Source organism: Paenibacillus sp. FSL R10-2782, assembly GCF_038592985.1.
GTDB classification, from domain to species: domain Bacteria; phylum Bacillota; class Bacilli; order Paenibacillales; family Paenibacillaceae; genus Paenibacillus; species Paenibacillus terrae_C.
Genome location: NZ_CP151951.1, coordinates 5,018,829 through 5,037,854 on the forward strand (window position 1 = coordinate 5,018,829; position 19,026 = coordinate 5,037,854).

The following is a 19,026-nucleotide window of genomic DNA, read 5'->3' on the forward strand; positions in this document are numbered from 1 at the left end:
GAAAATACTTTTGTATTCGTGATATTATTGGCTTGCTCCAGAAGAAGCACCTTGCAGCACCCATGGTTTATTATAAGCCATCTTCAATGTATCAATGCTCGTAACTATATCTTCTGCTTGCTGTTCAGCCGTGGTCACTTTCAGATTAGCCTCATAAACCTGAAGTTCAGTAGCTAAACCCACATCAAATTGCTTTTTAGCCATATCGGCCGCACTTCTAGCGCTCACCAAACCAGCTTGAATTTGAGAATACTGGCTTTCCAAGCCTTTAATGTTGTTATAAAGGGTTCTCACAGCTTCTTCAAGAGTTCTCTTTGTACCCTCTGTAGCATACTGAGCTTTCTCAACATCAAGTTGTTGAGCTTCGTATGGCGTATTTCCTTGAGTATTAAAATTGTAGAGCTTCAAGCTCAGTTCAGCTAAATCCACTTTTTGTTCACTTAACCAAATAGCCGTGCTGCTGGTAAGCACTTGGCTTACCTTAGTTTCCACATTATCTTTGAATTCAGAATAAACAGGTTTATCCTTCAATTCGTAACGCTGCTCTGGCTTGTAACCAATCACTTGATTCAAAGATACATATGCGCTATCCAGATCTTTTTTAGCCTTGTCTAAAGCAGCTTGATTTTGAGTCAACTGGTTGGTTGCTTGAGTCACCTCATAATCGCTCGACATTTGATTATCTCTTTTAATTTGTGCAACTTTCAGCTTGCGCTCAGCATCTTCAATATTCAAAGCAGCCAATTTAACGGCATTTTGCTTTTGAAGAAGCTTGTTATAAAGATCCTTTACATTGTATTCAATACCTTCTTTGGTCATATCCAGATTCTTTTTGGTAGCCTCATAATTAAGGTTAGTTTGAGCATAACCTTTGAAAGCTTTATCTTGTCCTTCGTCACCTGCTTCGGCAGGAACAAAGTCAATATTTTTGCCTGCTTCTTTCATGATTTTCCCAGCTTGATCGATATTCAGTTCTCCTGTTTTAACCGAGGTGCTATCAGCTATAGCCAGTTTAACTGCATCATCATAGGTCAAAGAAACATTATAGTAGGTATCATAAGTAACTTTAGTCACAGGAGATGTGAAAGGTTTACTGGATAAGCTGTTGGTTTGATCACCAGTAGTGCTTCCATCAGCTTGATTGGAAATAGTTACTGTCCGTGTAGCCTTATCCCAATTTACTTTGGCGCCTAATGATTGGCTCACAAAACGCAGAGGAACGAGCACTTGACCCTTTTGAATTTGAGTAGCTGCATCGAGTTGTACAGGAGCACTATTCTTGTAAGCAAGTTTAGAACCCACATTTAAAGTTAACGTATCATCATTTTTGGATGCAATTACTTTTTTAGCTTTGCTATCCCACTCCACTTGTGCTCCCAGGCTTTCAAAAACGCCGCGAAGAGGCACTAAGGTTGTACTTTGACTAATCACTGGGGACTGTGTATATTGCTGAGTTACACCGTTAATAATAACCTTTATATCACTTGTTTGAGCCCCTGCAAGATTGGCAAATGCAGAAGAAAGAACCAATGTGGAAAGTACCGCCACTCCAAAACGTTTCATAATTTCTCTCCTTTGTCAATAAGGCTAATAAAAGAAAAGGGCTCCAAAAGGAACCCTCTTCTCATCTAATTCAGTTAACTCAAAAGAGTTGCTCTTAAATTAGTTTTTGTTTTCAACAGTAACTGTTTTTGCAGTTGCATCATAAGTGATGGATGCATCCAGCGCTCTGCTCACCCAAGCGATTGGCAGTACAGTACGGTTTTTGTTAGTTACAGCTTTAACGTCCATACGAATCACAGAACCGTTAACAGTCAACAGGTTTGTGTTCAGTTTGATTTGAGCAACAGTGCTACCTTTGATCAGGGTAACTGTGGAAGTTGCTTTGTCAAACAGGATGTTTTGTTGGGATACACCCAGAGCTTCAGCTGCATAACGTACTGGCAAGTAAGTGCGTCCGTTTTCAGCATAAGGAGCTACTTCTGCTGTTTTACTTTGACCATCTACAGTGTAAGAAGTGCTTCCCAGTGTGAAGACAGCTTTGGTACTAGTAGCACCTGGAGCTGGAGTTCCAACAGTTGCGATTGCTGTTTCAGCAGCTGCAGTGTTGTTGTCTTTCCAGTTTTGAGTGTTGTCAGATGCGCCTTTGTATGCAGTGTAAGATACTGCGCTACCTTTCAGCTTAGCTACGATGTCGCCTTGAGCTACAGTACGGTCAACAGTCAGCTTAGGAGCTGTGATTGTGATTGTACTTGGAGTAGCACTTTCGCTATCGATGTAGAAGCTCAGACGGCCTTTGTTGCTTTCGCCGTAAGTATCAGTAGATACGCTCTTCACTTTAACGTCACCAGCTGTAACTTTCACTTCTGGAGTAGCAGCAAAGCGTACGCCTGTTGGCAATTCCAAGATTACTTCACGGCTACCATCTTTCTTAACGAAAGCTTCTTTAGCTGCTTCAGTAATTGTGATGTCGCCAACTTGTTGGTCGCCCAGACCGATTGTCAGGGTTGGTTTGGATGCAGCAGCCAAAGTAACAGCTTGCTTCACAGTTGCAACCTTAACAGTACCGCTCAGACCTTGGCTACCAGCAACATCAACGTTCAGATCGCCGGAGAAACCTGGTTGTGTAGCAACTTCAACGTTTTTCAGTTTCAAAGTACCTGGATCTTTAGAACTGTTAACGTTTTTGAAAGTCAATCTCAAAGTACGTTTGTCGGAATCAGTGTAAGATACATCTGCTCCACCCAAGCCGTTAGTGTTTTCGAAAGATCCGGAGAAGTTGCTTCCTGGAGAGTTACTTTCGAAAGTAGACTGCCAACGAGCACCTTCAGGCAAACGCAATGTTACAGTGCGGTTGTTAACAAAAGAACCAGCAACCTTTTCTTTAATTACGATATCACCAATTTTTTGCTCGTCATGACCAGCAAGAATTGTCGTTGGAGAAGCTACGGAAACACCGCCACCGATTTGACCATAGTTACCAACTACGAGAGAGCTAACGTCAGTAGTTGTGTTACCGGAGATACTAGCAGTAACATCGCCTTCTTTAGCGTTAGTTTCATCGTCAACGTAGAAGCTCAAAGGCAGGTTGAATGTTGTTTCTTTGCTACTTTTTGTTTTCAAAGACAAAGTCAGAGTGTCTCCATCAACTTTAGAAACTACATCACCAGATGTGATATCACCAAAGAGAATGCTAGCAGTTCCTGAAGCGTTCCATTTAAAACCGCTAGGCAATTTCAGTTTGATGTTATTGTTGTTAGCCAAAGCACCTGCTGTTTGTTCTTTAACTTTCAATGTTGCAGTGAAGTTGTCTGTGTTAGAAACAGTGTCCGCAGCAGACAAAGATACTTGACCGGAAGATACTACGTTAGCAATTGTAACTTCGCCGCTAGTCAAACCACTCAGGGAAGAAGCATCAATTGTAGCTTTTACAGGTCCATTGCTAGGTCCACTTACATTGATGTTAGCAAAGTTCAGATATACATCAGCACTATCTTTGGAGTTATCAAAGTTCAGTGTTACTTTTGCAGAGTTATCAGTCAATTTCTCAACTTTAATTGCAGTAGCATCATTATAGCCAGTAGATGCAGCGTTTTTATCCAAAGCGTTATCTTGTGCATCAAGATATACACCCAAGCCATAAGTAGCGTCAGTAGCAGAAGTAGCACGGCCAACCTGATAATCATCAGATTTACCAGCAGGTTTACCAAAATCAAAGCCTTTAGGCAAAGTAACAGTGAAAGAAGCACCGCTAGCAATAGAAGCTTGGCTAATACTTACTTTTGCTCTACCCAAAACAGCGTTATTTTGTTGGTCTGAGTTGATACTTGGAGTGCTCAGTGCAGTGTAGCTAGAAGCTGCATGAACTGCAGTTGGGGAAGTCAGTGCTGCGATTGGAGCTGCAACACCAGCAACCAATGTTGCTGTTGCCAGCACGTTGATCATTTTTTTATTAAACTTTGTCATAACCTTTTTTTCTCCTCCTTGAATATAACCAGAAATATTATTTTTGTCTTTTTGTCGGATCTTGTCACTCATCAGTCGTTACACCTCCTTTCCGAGCTTTATGAGAACCCTTATAAAATGATATCTGTGACAATATCACAGAAGCTTGGAATCTAGTTGAAAGAAAGCGTCCATTTATGACGTACTCCAGTATTATACAATGTGATAACAATGTCGTAAAGAATTTTTTTAGCGAATTATGTCTTTACGCTTTTGTACCCCTTGTTTCATACTCACCCAATTAGACGTAGCATGGGTTCGAAAAGTTGCGTCCGTTTCAAAAAAAATTTTTATTTTTTTTGAATATGTATTCCGCTTTCCTACAGTCATAATTATACTATTGAACCTGTTCCTCCGTCATCCTACAACTTTTACCTGTTCAACCTTAATGTACAAGAGTTCTCTTGCGCATTTATGGTAGTCCCTTAATGAGTATATTCACTGTACATTATCCATAGAATATAAAGGATACATAAATCCCAAAGGTACGCCCAGATTGAACACTCAAAGTAGCAGGTAATGACGGAGTATCAGCAATTTTTATAGCCTGCACACCCAGAACAAAACAAATTACTTCACTATATTAACCTTAGCACCGTCAGTAAGCAGGCTTATTCCCTTAACGGCAATGGTCTGGCCCTCGGTAAGCCCCTTGGTTATTTCAACCTCCTTGGCGCTTTCCTGGCCTGTTTGCACTTCTACCCGTTTAGCAGTAGCACCCTCAACCACATAAGCATACTTTTTCCCAGCTTGCTCTGTAACGGCGTCTTGTGATACCAAAATATTTTGTGCAGCTTCGGATTTCATATAAACATACACAACCATACCGGATTTGAACTCGCCAGATGGATTGGGGACTGAAATTTCGACAGGATATGCCTTGAGATCATTATCCATAACCGGATTGACCGCTGTCACTTTGGCCTCAATGCGCTTATCCAATGAGTCTACCCCTAGAGTTACAGTGGAGCCTACATTTAGCTTAAGCAGATCCTCCTCAGAAACGTTCACCTTGGCAAGGATAGGATTTGTATTTGCAATCGTAACAACGGTCGCCTGAGGACTGACCATTTGTCCTGTTGTACCAGTCACAACTGAAATGGTGCCCGACATAGGTGCTCTGACTACAGCGTCGACAAGCTGACTACGTGCAGTATCCAAAGCAGCCTTGGCCTGATTAGCCGAAGCACGTGCTACATCAATACCCGTTTTCTGTTGTGCAAGACGCAATGACTTCTGGGCATTAGTATATGTTGTCTGGGCACTTTCCTTGGATGTTTGTGCATTATGAAGTGAGAGCTGGGCGTTTTCCAACGCAGTTTGAGCTTTTCTGTGCGCTATTTGAGACTGTTCCAGGTCAGATTGCGAAACAGCACCAGCACTAAACAACTGCTGGTTACGATTTAGCGTATTCTGAGTATCACGCACGGAACTCTGGGCATCTACCACAGCAGTCTGCGCTTGGGTAATGGCATTGTCTTGCTGTACCAATGCGCTCTTAGCCTGGTCCACAGAAGTCTCTCCCTGCTGAACAGATTGCGCTGCTCCGCTTTCAGCTTGCTTCAAATTAGCAAGTGCAACCTGGTAAGATTCCTGAGACTGTGTAATCGCGTCCTGAAGGTCTTTCTGATCAATTGTAAATAAAATATCGCCTTTGTTTACCCTTTGTCCCACTGTCAAATTAATATTCAGTATTTTTCCGCTAATTTTCGGGGAAACCTGAGCCGTTTCTTTGGGCGCAAAGCTACCTACAATACCTGATGAATCCTCAATACTGCCTTTAGCCACTTTTGCTACATGGACCGGAATCGTTTTCTGCACCGCAGCCGGAGCGGCGGGGGCTTCCCCCCCACCGCAACCTGCCAACGCTACTGACAAAAGCAATGTCGTGGCAATCAGAGCACTTTTTTTATTCATTATATCTCTTCACCTCATTATTAAATGTGAACACTCTTTTGTTGCAGCTTTGCTTCTTTTTTGAGCTTTCTCTTCAATTTCCGTTCTTTACGCTTTTGTATACTATTGTCCATGATAACGTAGATTACCGGAATAAGAATTAATGTAATAAGAGCTGAGAAGGACAACCCGAACACGACGACAACAGCCATTGGAGCTTGTGTTTCGTTACCATTTCCTGTAGCGAATGCCATTGGAAGCAATGCGAGTACAGTAGCAAACGTGGTCATTAAAATCGGACGTAACCGTTCAGATGCTCCATGAATAATGGCTTCATCCCGATCCTGACCTTCTTTTCGGAGCTGAATAATGAAATCAATCATGACGATGGCATTATTCACGACCAAGCCGACAAGCATAATATAACCGGTCAGAGCCGATACACTAAGGCTAGCTCCTGTTACAACCAAACCAATAAGCACACCTATTAACGTAGGTGGAACCGAGAACATAATTACAAACGGCGTAAGCAAGGATTCAAACTGCCCTGCCATAACCATATAAATCAGCACCACGGATAGCAATATAGCTACTCCCAGATTTGTAAAGGACTCCATCATTTGCTCATTTTGTCCACCACCCGTATCGGCACTATATCCCTCAGGGAAATGAGTACCTTTCAGAAGAGCTTCTATTTTTTGATTAACCGTAAGAATGTCTCCTGCTCCGTCTATGTCAGCAGTAATCTGTACTTGACGTGTTTGGTTCTCGCGTGTAATCGTCTCGGGAACCTCATGCTTATCTATACTGGCCACTGATGACAGAGGCACATCGATCCCTTGTGCAGTTGTAATCCGCAATGTTTGCAGATAAGCCAGATCATGACGATACTCATTCGGCAACGATATTTTCACATCAATCTGGTCTTCTCCGGTACGATAGCTTGTAGCAACCGAGCCGTTAAAGGAGGTGCTCACAGCAGACAAAACTTGAGATGCTGACAAACCATATCGGCTGGCAAGCTCTCGATTAATCGTAATCTCATATTCCTCACGAGTAGAATTCAACGTACTCTTAGCATTGACCACTCCCGGTATATTTTTAACCTCAGCTAAGAGATTATCCGAAAGCTCCCGCAATACTTCTACATCATCACCCTTCAGGTTGATGTTTACGGCTGATCCACTTGATATCCCGCTTGAGGATTGAATAATAATTTCCGCATCGGGGATATTTTCGACTTTTTTGCGGAGCTCATTGACCACGGCATCAGTAGGTCGTGTATGCCCATCCTTCAGCGTAACATTAACCTGGGCAGCATTAGCAGATGTTGAACCGGATATACTTGACACACCGCCTCCAGAACCTACAGTTACTGACATTTTATCAAGTTCAGGAATCTTTAAAATTTCCTTTTCAATTCCTTGAACAACTTTCTCTGTTTCTTCCAACATGGTTCCATTAGGCATCGTTACCGAGACCGTAAACTCCCCTTCGTCAGTTTCAGGAAAAAATTCCGTTTTAACCATAGGAATCAAAGCTGTCGCAGCTACAAACATAAGTAAAGTAATAGCCAAAACACTTTTACGGTGATTTATCCCCCACTTGAGAACACGGCGGTATCCGCCTTTAAATTTCTCAAAAGCGATATTAAACCAGATAATCGGGTTAATTCCTTTATAGGTACCCGAAGAATATATTGACTCATCTGGTACAGTAGGCAACCAACGTGAACTAAGCATAGGTACAATTAAAAGCGATACTAGCAAAGCCGCAATATGAGAGAAAATTACGGTCAAGGCTAACGGCTTAAACAGCACGCCCGCAATTCCATCTACAAATACAACTGGTAAAAACACTACTATCTGTGCAAGTGCAGATGCCATTACCGCATTACCCACTTGCTTGGAGCCATCAATAGCGCCCTGCAGCATGCTTTTGCCTTCATGTCGTTGTCTAAAAATATTCTCGATAATAACGACAGCAAAGTCAACAAAGGACCCTAGCCCCAGTAGCAATCCACTTAATGAAATAATGTTAATGGTTTGTCCAGTGAAATACATCATCATAAACGTTGCTACAAAAGAAATTGGAATAACGATAGTTGCAATAATTGTAGAACGTGCGCTATTTAGAAATAGCAGTAACACAATAGCTGCAATGATAAGTCCCAATACAGCATGCTCTATTAGTGAATGTACAGAATCGCTAATAGGTTTGGAAGCGTCCGTGACCATCTCAAGCTGAGTCCCCGCAGGCAAGTTCTTACGGATTGAATCCAGACTTTCCTTCACAGAATTAGCAATGGCAAGTGTATTCCCTCCGGTAGCCTTTGTGACCGAAATATTAATACTTGGCTTACCATTGTATGTGGAAATGGTGGTGACATCATCCAAGGAATCTTCAATGGTTGCGACATCCTTTAATTTCACACTGCCTTTGCCCACAGTGATCGGAGTCTCTCCCATTTCCGAAACAGCTTTATATTCACCTTGAACCCTGATTTGGATCTCTGTATTACCACGATCAACAGAACCTGCAGAGCCGGCCACATTATTAGCTGCTAATGCCTGACTGATCTGATCTAACGTAATACCATAACTTTGCAGTTTGGCCTGATCTACAGTAATTCGAACCAACCGCTCTTGTCCCCCAGACAAACCGACCGAAGCGACCCCTGAAATTCTTTCGAGCTGTGGTTCAATGATATCCTCTGCAATAGGCTTCAGTTTGTTAACATCCTGATCACCAGTAAAGGCCAAATTAATTACAGGCGTAGCATTGAGATCCAGTTTCAAAACACGCGGTGAATTGGCAGCTTTGGGAAGTGAACCCCGAACACCATCCAATTTATCTCGCATATCCAATGTAGCCTGATTTAGATCTACTCCCCAGTTAAACTGAATCATGACCATAGAGGTCCCCTCAGAAGACTGAGAGCTAATCGTATCCACATCCTGAATGGACGATAGACCTTTTTCAATAGGCTTGGTAACCAATTCCTCAACTTCTGTCGGTGTCGAGTTTGGAATACTGGTCACTACCATAGCAATAGGCAGCTTCATATCCGGCATCTGCTCGACAGGAAGCCTTAACGAAAAAATACCGCCCCCGATTAACAAAGCAACAATTAACATAAATACTGTTACAGGACGGCGTATTGAAAACTGAGACATCTCATCACTCCCCACTCACTTCTTTATGTAGCATTTAAGCACACTAATCCTCTACTACGATGAAATAGGCGTAAAGTTTCAGATAAATGCGCAAAAAAACATATAAGCAAATAATAAACACATTTTGAGATAAATACTTAAAAAAAGTAGTTAATTTAAATGCATTTATGGTATTTCAAGAACAAAAACGGTGTAAACTTACCCATCAGCAATCTGCTCTTTGTTATTATGGCATAGGCTCTTAATCCCAGTCAAATAGCTGATTTTTAAAAAACATCCCTCTCATGTATATGAAAGGGAATTCCAATTTCACATGGAGGGATGTTCAATAAATTCAGTTTTTTAAGGATCTAGATTTTAGGAAGCAACTTTTTATCAGCCATAACTTTAGCTATGATAACGGCCGCATCTCCACGCAAGGTCAGAGATGTAGGATTAAACATATATCCTTTTTTCAGATCACTAGCATCAACAGGTGAACCCGTGATAAAGCCCTTCTTGGAAATCGCAAGCACAGATGCTTGTGCATAGTAATCAATCTTGTCTGCATCTTTAAAGGTTTTAGACAAGTTCTTCATGATCTTGTCATGATCTGTTTCCAGCTTCAAATTCAGTGCCTTGGCGATCATGACTGCTGCATCTTGGCGCGTGATTACATCTTCCGGCATAAAGATTCTTGGTTGCGAACCTTTTACAATACCGGCACGTGCGGCTGTTTCAATATAACGATAATCATAGAGAGCATCTGCTGATATCGTATTTGGAATAGAGACGTCATCAAAATGCTTCGCCCCGCTGAAATTAAGAGGAATTTGCAGACCTTTGACAATCATAGACGTGAATTCGCCTCTTTTAATGTAGCTGTCAGGTCCAAAACTATTAATTGGATCCATTGGGTTCATGACACCCTTAGCCAGAATGGCCTCAATATAATCTCTAGCGTACTTGTGCTTAATGACATCACTATACGTTTCTCCAACCTTAGCTACAACATAGTAGCCGAAACGATCAAACGGTACTTTAATGGTATGTTTCTTCGGATCCACCACACCACCAATGTTCTGCCAATCTTTAAGATCCGAATCAAAATAGAACACTGTCATTTGTTTCCCTGCATCCTGCGCGATACTGCTATCATACGTCAAGGTTAATGTTGCACGCTTGGATGGAACTAATTCATTAGAAGGATCACGCCAGTAGAAGTTTTTGATCTTACTACTATCATTTTGTGACTTGTTAGCCAGTTGATAAGGATCGGCACCATAAGTTACCGGATCGTAAGCATCCGTTTTGATATCATCTGCTGTACCTGGGTCAATCCAGAATACAGGACTTGACTTGGTAAAACGAGTCGGGAAGTCTCTGCTGAAGTATCTGCTTCCATCTGCAATCAAGCTCTGCATATCCGACAATGCTTTTTCAGTTTCAAATTCATGACGGTCCACCACACCATCTTCGCTATTTGCTATCGCAAAGTACAATGTATGACCGGAGAAAACCTGATTTTTGAATTGCTGCGGTTGATCATAATCCCGACGAATCAGACTAGTTCCCTTAGCAAAAGCAAGTGTAAGATTACCATCAAACACTTTGTGAGATGTTTTCATCGCTTCCATGTATTGCTCACCAGGAATATTAGTAGGCACATATTTAACCGTAATGGTCTGTTTCAGTTTATCTTTACCTTTTGTAACCACTACGTCAATTTTATTATCTTTGTTGGCCTTTAGACCTGTGACGATGGCTTTGTAGGTTGAAGGGTAATCAACAGTGCCATCATAATCAGAATCGAATCCCTCTTGAACTGCTGTTTCCTTACCTACCATAACACTATCTGCATTACTTGCATTCACAACCACTTGCACAAAGTTTTGATTCACGATTCTCTTTTCAGGAAGCGGACGCAAAATATCAAAAGATGTGGATTGGCCAGATACTTGCAGTCGGAACGTTGCAAATGGTCCGCTCTTGCCACTGTTGTACAAGGTAATGTTATAGGCTACTGGTGTTCCATCTTGCGGAACAGTTTGGTTTTTCAACACAAAGCTGAAATACTTTTTGTCCGGATGATAGTATACGAGCAAGTCTTTTAAATCTTTATTTGTAAATTTATCTGTAGTAGAACCAGAGTTGTATGCTGTCTTAGCATCCTCGGCTGAATAAAACTCATTATTCAGTGTCCAGTTAACCTCGCTATCATCCGATCCCTTAATTTCCAAAATATATTGATCCTTATTGGAAATATCACTTAGGGAACCATTGACCTGATCCGCTTTACCCAAATCAGCAATACTGAATGTACCAAATACATTGATATTTTTCAGGGATGTATTGTAATTGGTATCATCCACTTTAGTGAAATTAGCATCTTTTGTTTTCGGTGCAATTTCGCTATATTTCGGAGTACTGCTCAAGCCACTAACAGGCGTAAAAGGAATAATCCCCTGTGTGTTTGCAACTGGAATTACTGGAATATTGGTCTGTGTAAAGTTTACTTTTACCGTATTGCTATATTCAATACCCGGCTTGTACACAAATTTGATTTCATTATTCCCGCTTGCCAGTGCGTTGGCTGCGGCTAGTTCCGAGGAAGAAGCAAGCTTAAAGTCCGCCCCTGAGCCATCCAAATCAACCAATACATTATTAATATACAGGAATACATTTCGGTTACTTCCAGTGTAATGAATATCTGCTGTGTTGCTCACATCAAGCAATTTACCTTTAAAGTACCCCAATTGAGTCAGTTTATAGGTATTCAAGTTTGAACTGGAGGTATTCAACGGAATTTGTTGTCCGTCATAAATCGTATCATACTTCATGAATGGACCCTGCAACAGATTCACTGTAGCTTTAACTAACTTGGTCGAGTCACCATTCAGGTAAAAATTCAGTACATTCTGTCCTTCTTTAGGCAAAGTGTCTACATAAGCAACGACTTTCTTCACTTGTGTTGACTTGCCATTGATCGTCCGAATCACATCTTGAGACCCTACAGTATGAACCGTTACCCCGGAAAGCTCACTGATTGAAGAAGGTGCACCGTTAACAACGATGAACTCCATACCTACAGGAACAGATGGAGCATCTGTAGTCTTGTTCTTCATAGAGCTACCCGTTAACTTCATAGCTTCATCTAGGGCAGCTGCCTGATCAGACCCGTTTCCATTAATCCTGCTCAATAATTGATTATTAAAATCAGGAAGATAGTTTACATCATCAATATACGGCTGAGTGCTGCTGCGCAATGTAAATTGGACAGCCGATGGAGCAGGCGGGGTACTGCTATCACTATAAGTCAGACCCAAGGATACTCTGGTCAAATGATCCACCACTACCTCTGAAGGTACAGTCACCTGAAATGGATATACTTTATAACCATTGGATGTAACCACATTAGCAGTATCAATCGTGGCATCAATCCCACTAGCACTACCCACAGCACTGCCATTGTTACTCACATCTGTAAACCGTGCATTAATTGTAGCCACACCCGGATCGGATGCACCGCCTGGAACCAAAACCTTACCCTTCAAAACAACTCCACTCGTAGATGATACGGTAAAGTCAGGCGAAGTGGTCAGATCGGCCGACACATTCCCATCCATGTTCAGGTTCAAATCAGAAAATTCAGGTTTGCCCGTATAGATCGTAATTTCACGTGTAACCGTAAGAGCCTGAGTTCCGTTACCCACTTTAAGAGTCACTATATTTTTACCCGGACTGAGTACAACACTTCCTGTTAGTTTGTAGCCGGTATAAGAGTTAACTGTATACGTATTACTACTTTTTGCAGACGTGAGTGTCACACTGTCAGCATTAGGCGCTATACCTTGAATGACCACTTTAACGTCATCCGAACCGCTATTACCAGCGTCTGTCAGCACAGCAGTCTGGTTCTCTACTAACTGCTCGGTTTTACCGTTCAACGTAGCAGACAGATCATAAACCTTTGGTCCATCCTGGTACTCTACATAAATAGAATCCTTCATATCCGCCGAGTTTTGGCTGCTTTGGAATGTGATTCGATTCAAACCAGGAAACAGTTTAATGTCTGTAACTTTAAGCGTGGAGCCAGCGACTGTAATTCCGCCCTTTTGGCTCTCATTTTTATTTACTACGTTAAGAGTCGCTCCATTTTTGGAGAGCTGGAATACACTATATGATATCGTGCTTCCGTTCACACCGTTAATCGTTCCGTTAACTGTAATACGGTCCGTGTTTACCGACCTGGCTGAATCCACGTCATATTTTTCATTTGGAAAAATAAAATAAGTTCCCGTCGCAGCATGAGCCGTACCTACCAGGGCCGCCGGCACCAAGCCAATGATGAGACCAACCGTCAGCAAAATAGATAGCAATCGTTTCAAATCATTGTCCTCCTTAGATTCTGTCGCACCTTGGGGCACGTAATCATTCAATACCTTTTTTATCGGTAGCGAACATACAAAAAATTAGTAAATACGCAAAAAAGGAGGGAGTTTTTTCGTAGCGAAGAACAAAAAAGCCCTCAAACCCGCGGTATACCGCCAAGCTTGAAGGCTTACTTTTAAAATAAAAAAATTATAATTTCGAACGAGTCTGAGAATCTGGCTTAGCCAGCAGCCGAATCAAGGTGTTAATCACCGGACGTTTGGTTTTACCGACAAGACCAATAACCTCGGCTCCGATCTGCAAGAAGAACATCATAATACATATCACGACAAAGATAACCCAGTTCGCTTCATTAAGCGCGGCATATGATTGAATCACCGCTAATACACCGAAAAATGCAGCAATAGCGTAAATGATCAATACGGTCTGTCTGTGGCTAAAGCCCAATTCACGCAGACAGTGATGTAAATGACCTTTGTCTGGTGAGAAAATCGGTTTTTTCTGCAACTTGCGACGAATGATTGCAAAGAATGTATCTGATAAAGGTACGCCGATAATGATCAATGGCGTAATAAACGATACAATAGCGATTTGTTTAAATCCAAGCATTGACAGCATTGCCAGGCAGAAGCCCAAAAATAGAGATCCTGTATCACCCATAAATATTTTTGCTGGATGAAAGTTGAAAAACAGAAATCCGATAATGCTGCCCAGCAGAACCAGACAAAGCATAGCAACCATATAGTTGCCCATCAGAAGAGACATTACAAAAATCGTTCCGATTGCGATTCCCGAAACACCAGCAGCCAGTCCATCCAGACCGTCAATCAAATTGATGGCATTCGTTACACCTACAATCCAGAAAATCGTAAGCGGGATGGAGATCCAGCTTTCCAAAGAAGAGTATGCATCCTGAAAAGGCACATTCACAAAATCAACACGAATATCAAAAGCAAATACAACCATACACGCAACGGCAATTTGAGCCAAAAATTTCAATTTTGCATTAAGATCAAAACGATCATCGAGAGCACCAATCAGTGTAATCAGCGTTCCGCCAATCAGAAAGGCTGCGATAAAATTAATATCCCGTGAGGACAGCATTCCTTCAGGCACAAAAGGTAAAATCGCCAATAAGGACAAAAGAAATGCCAGGAAAATCCCCAGACCGCCAAGACGCGGCATAATTCGGGTATGTACCTTTCGGGCATTCGGCACATCAACGGCTCCAACCTTCACAGCAAATTTCTTGACGAGCGGCGTCAATAACAGCGCAAGTCCCAGTGCCATGATGAAACCAATAATATAGATCAATAGCATTTGATCATTCGACCCCCAATTTTAAAGCAATCCCTTTTCAGATGTAACCGCATTGAATTATACTCTGATCGAAAATAAATACCAAGCTTCATATTCTGGCAAATTAGCGGGTTTTGAAGGCAGATTCAAGCTATTTATCACACTTTTGTGACGTTTTCTTTTTCACGCATCACTTTCACGGCGAATTTCGGCAGCGCAAGCATTCTTTTGTAGCGACTTGGCTCTTTCAATAGCCTATACAACCACTCAGCTCTGAGCTTTTGGAACAATTTAGGAGCGCGTTTGGCTTTACCGGATATAATATCGAAGCTGCCGCCCACCCCCATCATCACAGGAACACCCAATTGTTCTTTAAATTTACCAATCCAGGGCTCCTGCGTGTCAGCTCCACGTGCTACAAACAGCAAGTCAGGATTTGCTTCACGAATAGCTGCAATCACCGCTTCATCCTCTTCCGGTCCGAAAAATCCGTCACGCTTGCCGCAAACCGTAATTCCGGGATAAAGCTCATGTACCCGTTGTGCAGTCGCTTGAATCACCTCAGATGTTGATCCGAGTAAATAAACTTTCCAATGATAGTTTTCTCCAGCTCCAAGTAATTCATGTAGCAAGTCAAAACCCGCCACACGTTCTGGTACTGGATGCCCTACATAATTTGCGGCCCAAACCACGCCAGTCCCATCCGGGACGATGAGCTCCGCCTGCTTCATCACTGACATGTACATAGGGTCTTCCAACGCTGCCATAACCATAATCGGATTAGCAGTGATCACTTGATGGGGTCGGCGAGACTCCACCGCTTGGATTAATACATTTAATGTATCTTTCATATTAAGCCTTGATACCGGAACACCGAAAATCGGGACGGTAGGCACATTCGTAACCTTATCAACTGTCACTGTATCCATCATCCTTTGCGACACAAGTAATTAACGATATGCTGTGCCGGTAAGCGAGCCTCGCTTTTTAACAAAGCAATTGCCGCTCCCTGGCTCTCGATCCATTGGCTCCGCTGATCCAGCAGTCGTACAGCCTCATCAGCCAGCTTTTGACCATTCAGCGCTTCTGTGGTGCCTACAGGCTGGCTACCGACGCGGCCGAGGAAATGGTCAATTTTCGGATCATAGGATATCCCCAACGGGGGCACCTGATGAGATGCTGCATAAATCAGACTGTGCAATCTCATCCCGATCATCAAACTGCAACGACTGACTTCCAGCAGCATCTGCTGAGGATCGGTAACCTGCTCGCACATGCTGACACGGCTGCCCGTTTCCCTAATATCCCCCAACAAATCCATTACCATCCTAGAAGCCTGCTCGTCGTCTGGCAGATGGAAAGGGAAAAAGCGCAAATGCACGCGGCGCCCGGCAGCTAATTTCTTCAAACCATCTGCAATTGCGGTTAATTCACGACGCTCCTTGTCCCAATAACGTACGGACACACCAACGATCGGAAGTTCATCCTCCCCTTCAGCAGCCACTCTGTTCAAACCTTCGGAATTGGAGGGCAATGGAAGACCCATCACGGGATCGGGAACGACCTCAACAACAGGGCGTTTTAATTTCATGGTGCCCAGTAGCGCAGCAGACTGTTCATCTCTTACAGATACATATTCGCAGCGCTGAAACACAGACCGGATCATAGGGTAAAATATCTTCCGTTGCACCGGACCAATGCCTTGAGCATACACAAACGTCGGCTTTCCGGCCCACTGAGCCAGTTTGAGAATCGCCAGATAATAAGGAATGCTTTTGGCACTTGTTGCGTCCTGAAGCAAACTTCCGCCGCCGCTGATTAACCCGTCACTGTTTTTAATTGCTCTCCGAACTTCTCCCAGACTCATACGCGGTACGGCTTCTACTCCGTACATCTTCTGCGTCCAATCGGGGTCCGAAGATAGCACAACAGGCTTAACCGTAATACCTGCCTGACGGCTTTCCTCCTCTAATGCTGTCAAAATCGACTTGAGCACTGCCTCGTCTCCACTATTGCGAAAGCCATAATAACCCGAGATTATTATCGTTTGAACGGTGGTGACCATTTTTTCCAACATCCTTCCAGCACTTGCCACACGACAATTGCAATAATTCCCAAAATCAGACCAAATCCCAATCCTAGTAGCCCACGACTAAGCGAGAGTGCCGCTGGAGAATGAATGTGTGCAAAGGTATCGACCATAGAGGCTTGACCAATAACAGCTATAATCAGCAAATAGATCGCATTGCGATATTTCAACGCAAGGAATGCACCTGCAATAAACAGTGGGTGTGCCATCAAGAATTCCTTATTACGCGGACGCACACCAAATGCATTCTCAAGGAAATTTCGGAAAACTAGTTCCGTGTTAGACACAGTACCCGCATTCCCGGTACGGCTCAAATAGTACACTCCTGCGGCTCCGATCACAGCCAGTGCGATGACCCATAATACAGTAATCGGCGTGCGCAGCAGCTTTGAAATTTCTTCGCGTATAGAAACGCCCCGGTAAAAGAAAATGTATATTGCCGCCAAAAAAATCGGCAAAATATGAAGCAAGCTTACGCCTCTAAATTGGTTCAGCACAAGGCTGTAAGCAATACTATTCAACAACGCAATAACAAACGGTACAGCAGCCAACGACAAGACTGCTGTCTGAACGTACAATACAAGTGTTTGAACGAGACGACGACCTATTGAAAGCTCAGGCTCCTGTTCGCGTTTGATTCTAATCGTACGCACAGCAATAACCATTGCAACCGTGGGTCCACTAATCGCTGCGAGCAGTGCCAAGCCCTGCTCCATCAAGCTGGAGTTCAGAACGTAAAGGCCTGCTGAGCCAACCAATCCCAATCCAAACGCTAACAAGGTCAACGCTGGGACAAAATACGACACCATAATGGAGAAGAAAGCCAGCGCACCCAGTACAACCACCAATTTCAGGTAACGTTGGTAGGATGAATCAACCACTTGAAATGGTTCAGCCTGTCCAAGCTCAAATCCCTTTTTCTCCATCCGTTGAACAGCATTGCCCGGGTTGTCCAAACTGTGGATCAAGTTGTCTACAGAATCCTTCACTTTGGCCTCAGCCACACTGCGGGTCGGAGCTGTATTAAGATACAACATGCGAATGTTGCGGTCCTTGGTCGCCAATGCAAAACGATCAGCCAACGTCTCCACATCAAGCATTGAATCTTTGTCGCTCAGTGAGTACAAGCGCACAACGTTATATTTTATAGCGTAAGCCAGCTTGTTGAAGCCTGCCTGCGGTTTTTTCAAGTTTTCAATAGCGGCCAGGCCAATATTGTATTTGTTCAGCAATTGAGCAAATGCCGCCAGGCTGTGTTCCTTCTCATTATCTGTAAACCCTTTGACAGAATCTCCTTCAAACAAAATGCGTTTTACGCCATTCTCCTGAAAAGAAGCCAACGCCTCTTCCGTCAATTCCTGATTGTAAGGAAGGCTGTCGCTCATCCGAGGAACGATAAAAAATCCTTTATTCCGAAGCTGTTTCATGGCAATCGGATCAGGCTGCATAGGCTTGAGATACGCATCCTCTGGAGAAGTTTCTACAACGAGCCCTTCATGGCCCTGATAAGTCCATGGTTTGACGTTAATGTCCAGACTGTTAAAAGTACGTTCAATTAACGGCTTCAATGCCGCAGCGCTTTCCTGATCAGTGAAAACAACGTACGTAAAATTCTCATTGGCGGGGGATACCCGTTTTTCCATATCAGCAATATTCTGAGTCGTATAGGTTACCACATGGCCTGCTTTACGGAAATCATCCAGCGTGCTTTCATACATTGCCATACTGTTCACACCGGCCTGCTTTAAGCGGTCAAGCTGCTCATTCAAGTAATCCTGCGGGTGAGCCTGATACGAAGCTGCCTCCGTCAAATCCCGATAATCGAATACGATCTCTACTTTTTTACTAGATGATTCTGTCTGCACACGATCGACAATTACAGGAATGGAAGCCAGCAAGCCAAGTGCAACCAGAATCCATAACCATTTTCGAGAAGCCGTATTCCAATACTGCCATTTCTGATACACCAAAGAACCTCCTTAATATTCGGGATTTTGCAAAATTCAATGCTGCCCACCTTGCCCTTACTCAAGTTGCTGGTAGGCCACTCATTGAATTTTGCAAAATCCTCCGTTACCGGAATAAGCCTATTTTCCCAAAGCCTCTTCCAGTTTATTCTGCAATACAGAAATGACCTCCACGGCGTACTGCCCTTTGCCGTGAGAGGTCACCGATTTCTTAGTTCGTATC

The 19,026-nt window shown here is 43.0% G+C and carries 9 protein-coding genes; all 9 read right to left on the reverse strand.

The annotated features are described in order from the left end of the window. Positions 1-24: 24 nt before the first annotated feature. Positions 25-1,563 (reverse strand): stalk domain-containing protein, encoded by a 1,539-nt coding sequence (locus NST83_RS22895; protein WP_342415771.1) that lies wholly within the window; start codon positions 1,561-1,563, stop codon positions 25-27. Between the two features lie 99 nt (positions 1,564-1,662). Continuing rightward, positions 1,663-4,038 (reverse strand): copper amine oxidase N-terminal domain-containing protein, encoded by a 2,376-nt coding sequence (locus NST83_RS22900; RefSeq protein WP_342415772.1) that lies wholly within the window; start codon positions 4,036-4,038, stop codon positions 1,663-1,665. 537 nt (positions 4,039-4,575) lie between these two features. After that, the gene (locus NST83_RS22905) at positions 4,576-5,922 is read right to left on the reverse strand and encodes an efflux RND transporter periplasmic adaptor subunit (protein WP_342415773.1); all 1,347 of its coding nucleotides are present in this window, start codon (positions 5,920-5,922) and stop codon (positions 4,576-4,578) included. Positions 5,923-5,942: 20 nt separating this feature from the next. Continuing rightward, complete coding sequence (locus NST83_RS22910; RefSeq protein WP_342415774.1) at positions 5,943-9,077, reverse strand: efflux RND transporter permease subunit; 3,135 nt, start codon at positions 9,075-9,077, stop codon at positions 5,943-5,945. Positions 9,078-9,427: 350 nt separating this feature from the next. Then, positions 9,428-13,444, reverse strand: coding sequence for an S-layer homology domain-containing protein (locus NST83_RS22915; RefSeq protein WP_342415775.1), 4,017 nt, complete (start codon positions 13,442-13,444; stop codon positions 9,428-9,430). 193 nt (positions 13,445-13,637) lie between these two features. Next, complete coding sequence (locus NST83_RS22920) at positions 13,638-14,768, reverse strand: MraY family glycosyltransferase (protein WP_044648751.1); 1,131 nt, start codon at positions 14,766-14,768, stop codon at positions 13,638-13,640. Positions 14,769-14,905: 137 nt separating this feature from the next. Next, complete coding sequence (locus tag NST83_RS22925; RefSeq protein WP_342415776.1) at positions 14,906-15,667, reverse strand: WecB/TagA/CpsF family glycosyltransferase; 762 nt, start codon at positions 15,665-15,667, stop codon at positions 14,906-14,908. A gap of 8 nt (positions 15,668-15,675) precedes the next feature. Continuing rightward, positions 15,676-16,812 carry a polysaccharide pyruvyl transferase CsaB gene (gene csaB, locus NST83_RS22930; protein ID WP_342415777.1) on the reverse strand — a complete coding sequence of 379 codons (1,137 nt, stop codon included), beginning with the start codon at positions 16,810-16,812 and terminating at the stop codon, positions 15,676-15,678. After that, positions 16,788-18,803: a DUF5693 family protein gene (locus tag NST83_RS22935; RefSeq protein ID WP_342415778.1), complete on the reverse strand. Its 2,016-nt coding sequence runs from the start codon at positions 18,801-18,803 to the stop codon at positions 16,788-16,790. The genes csaB and NST83_RS22935 overlap by 25 nt, the downstream gene beginning before the upstream one ends. Positions 18,804-19,026 lie beyond the last annotated feature (223 nt).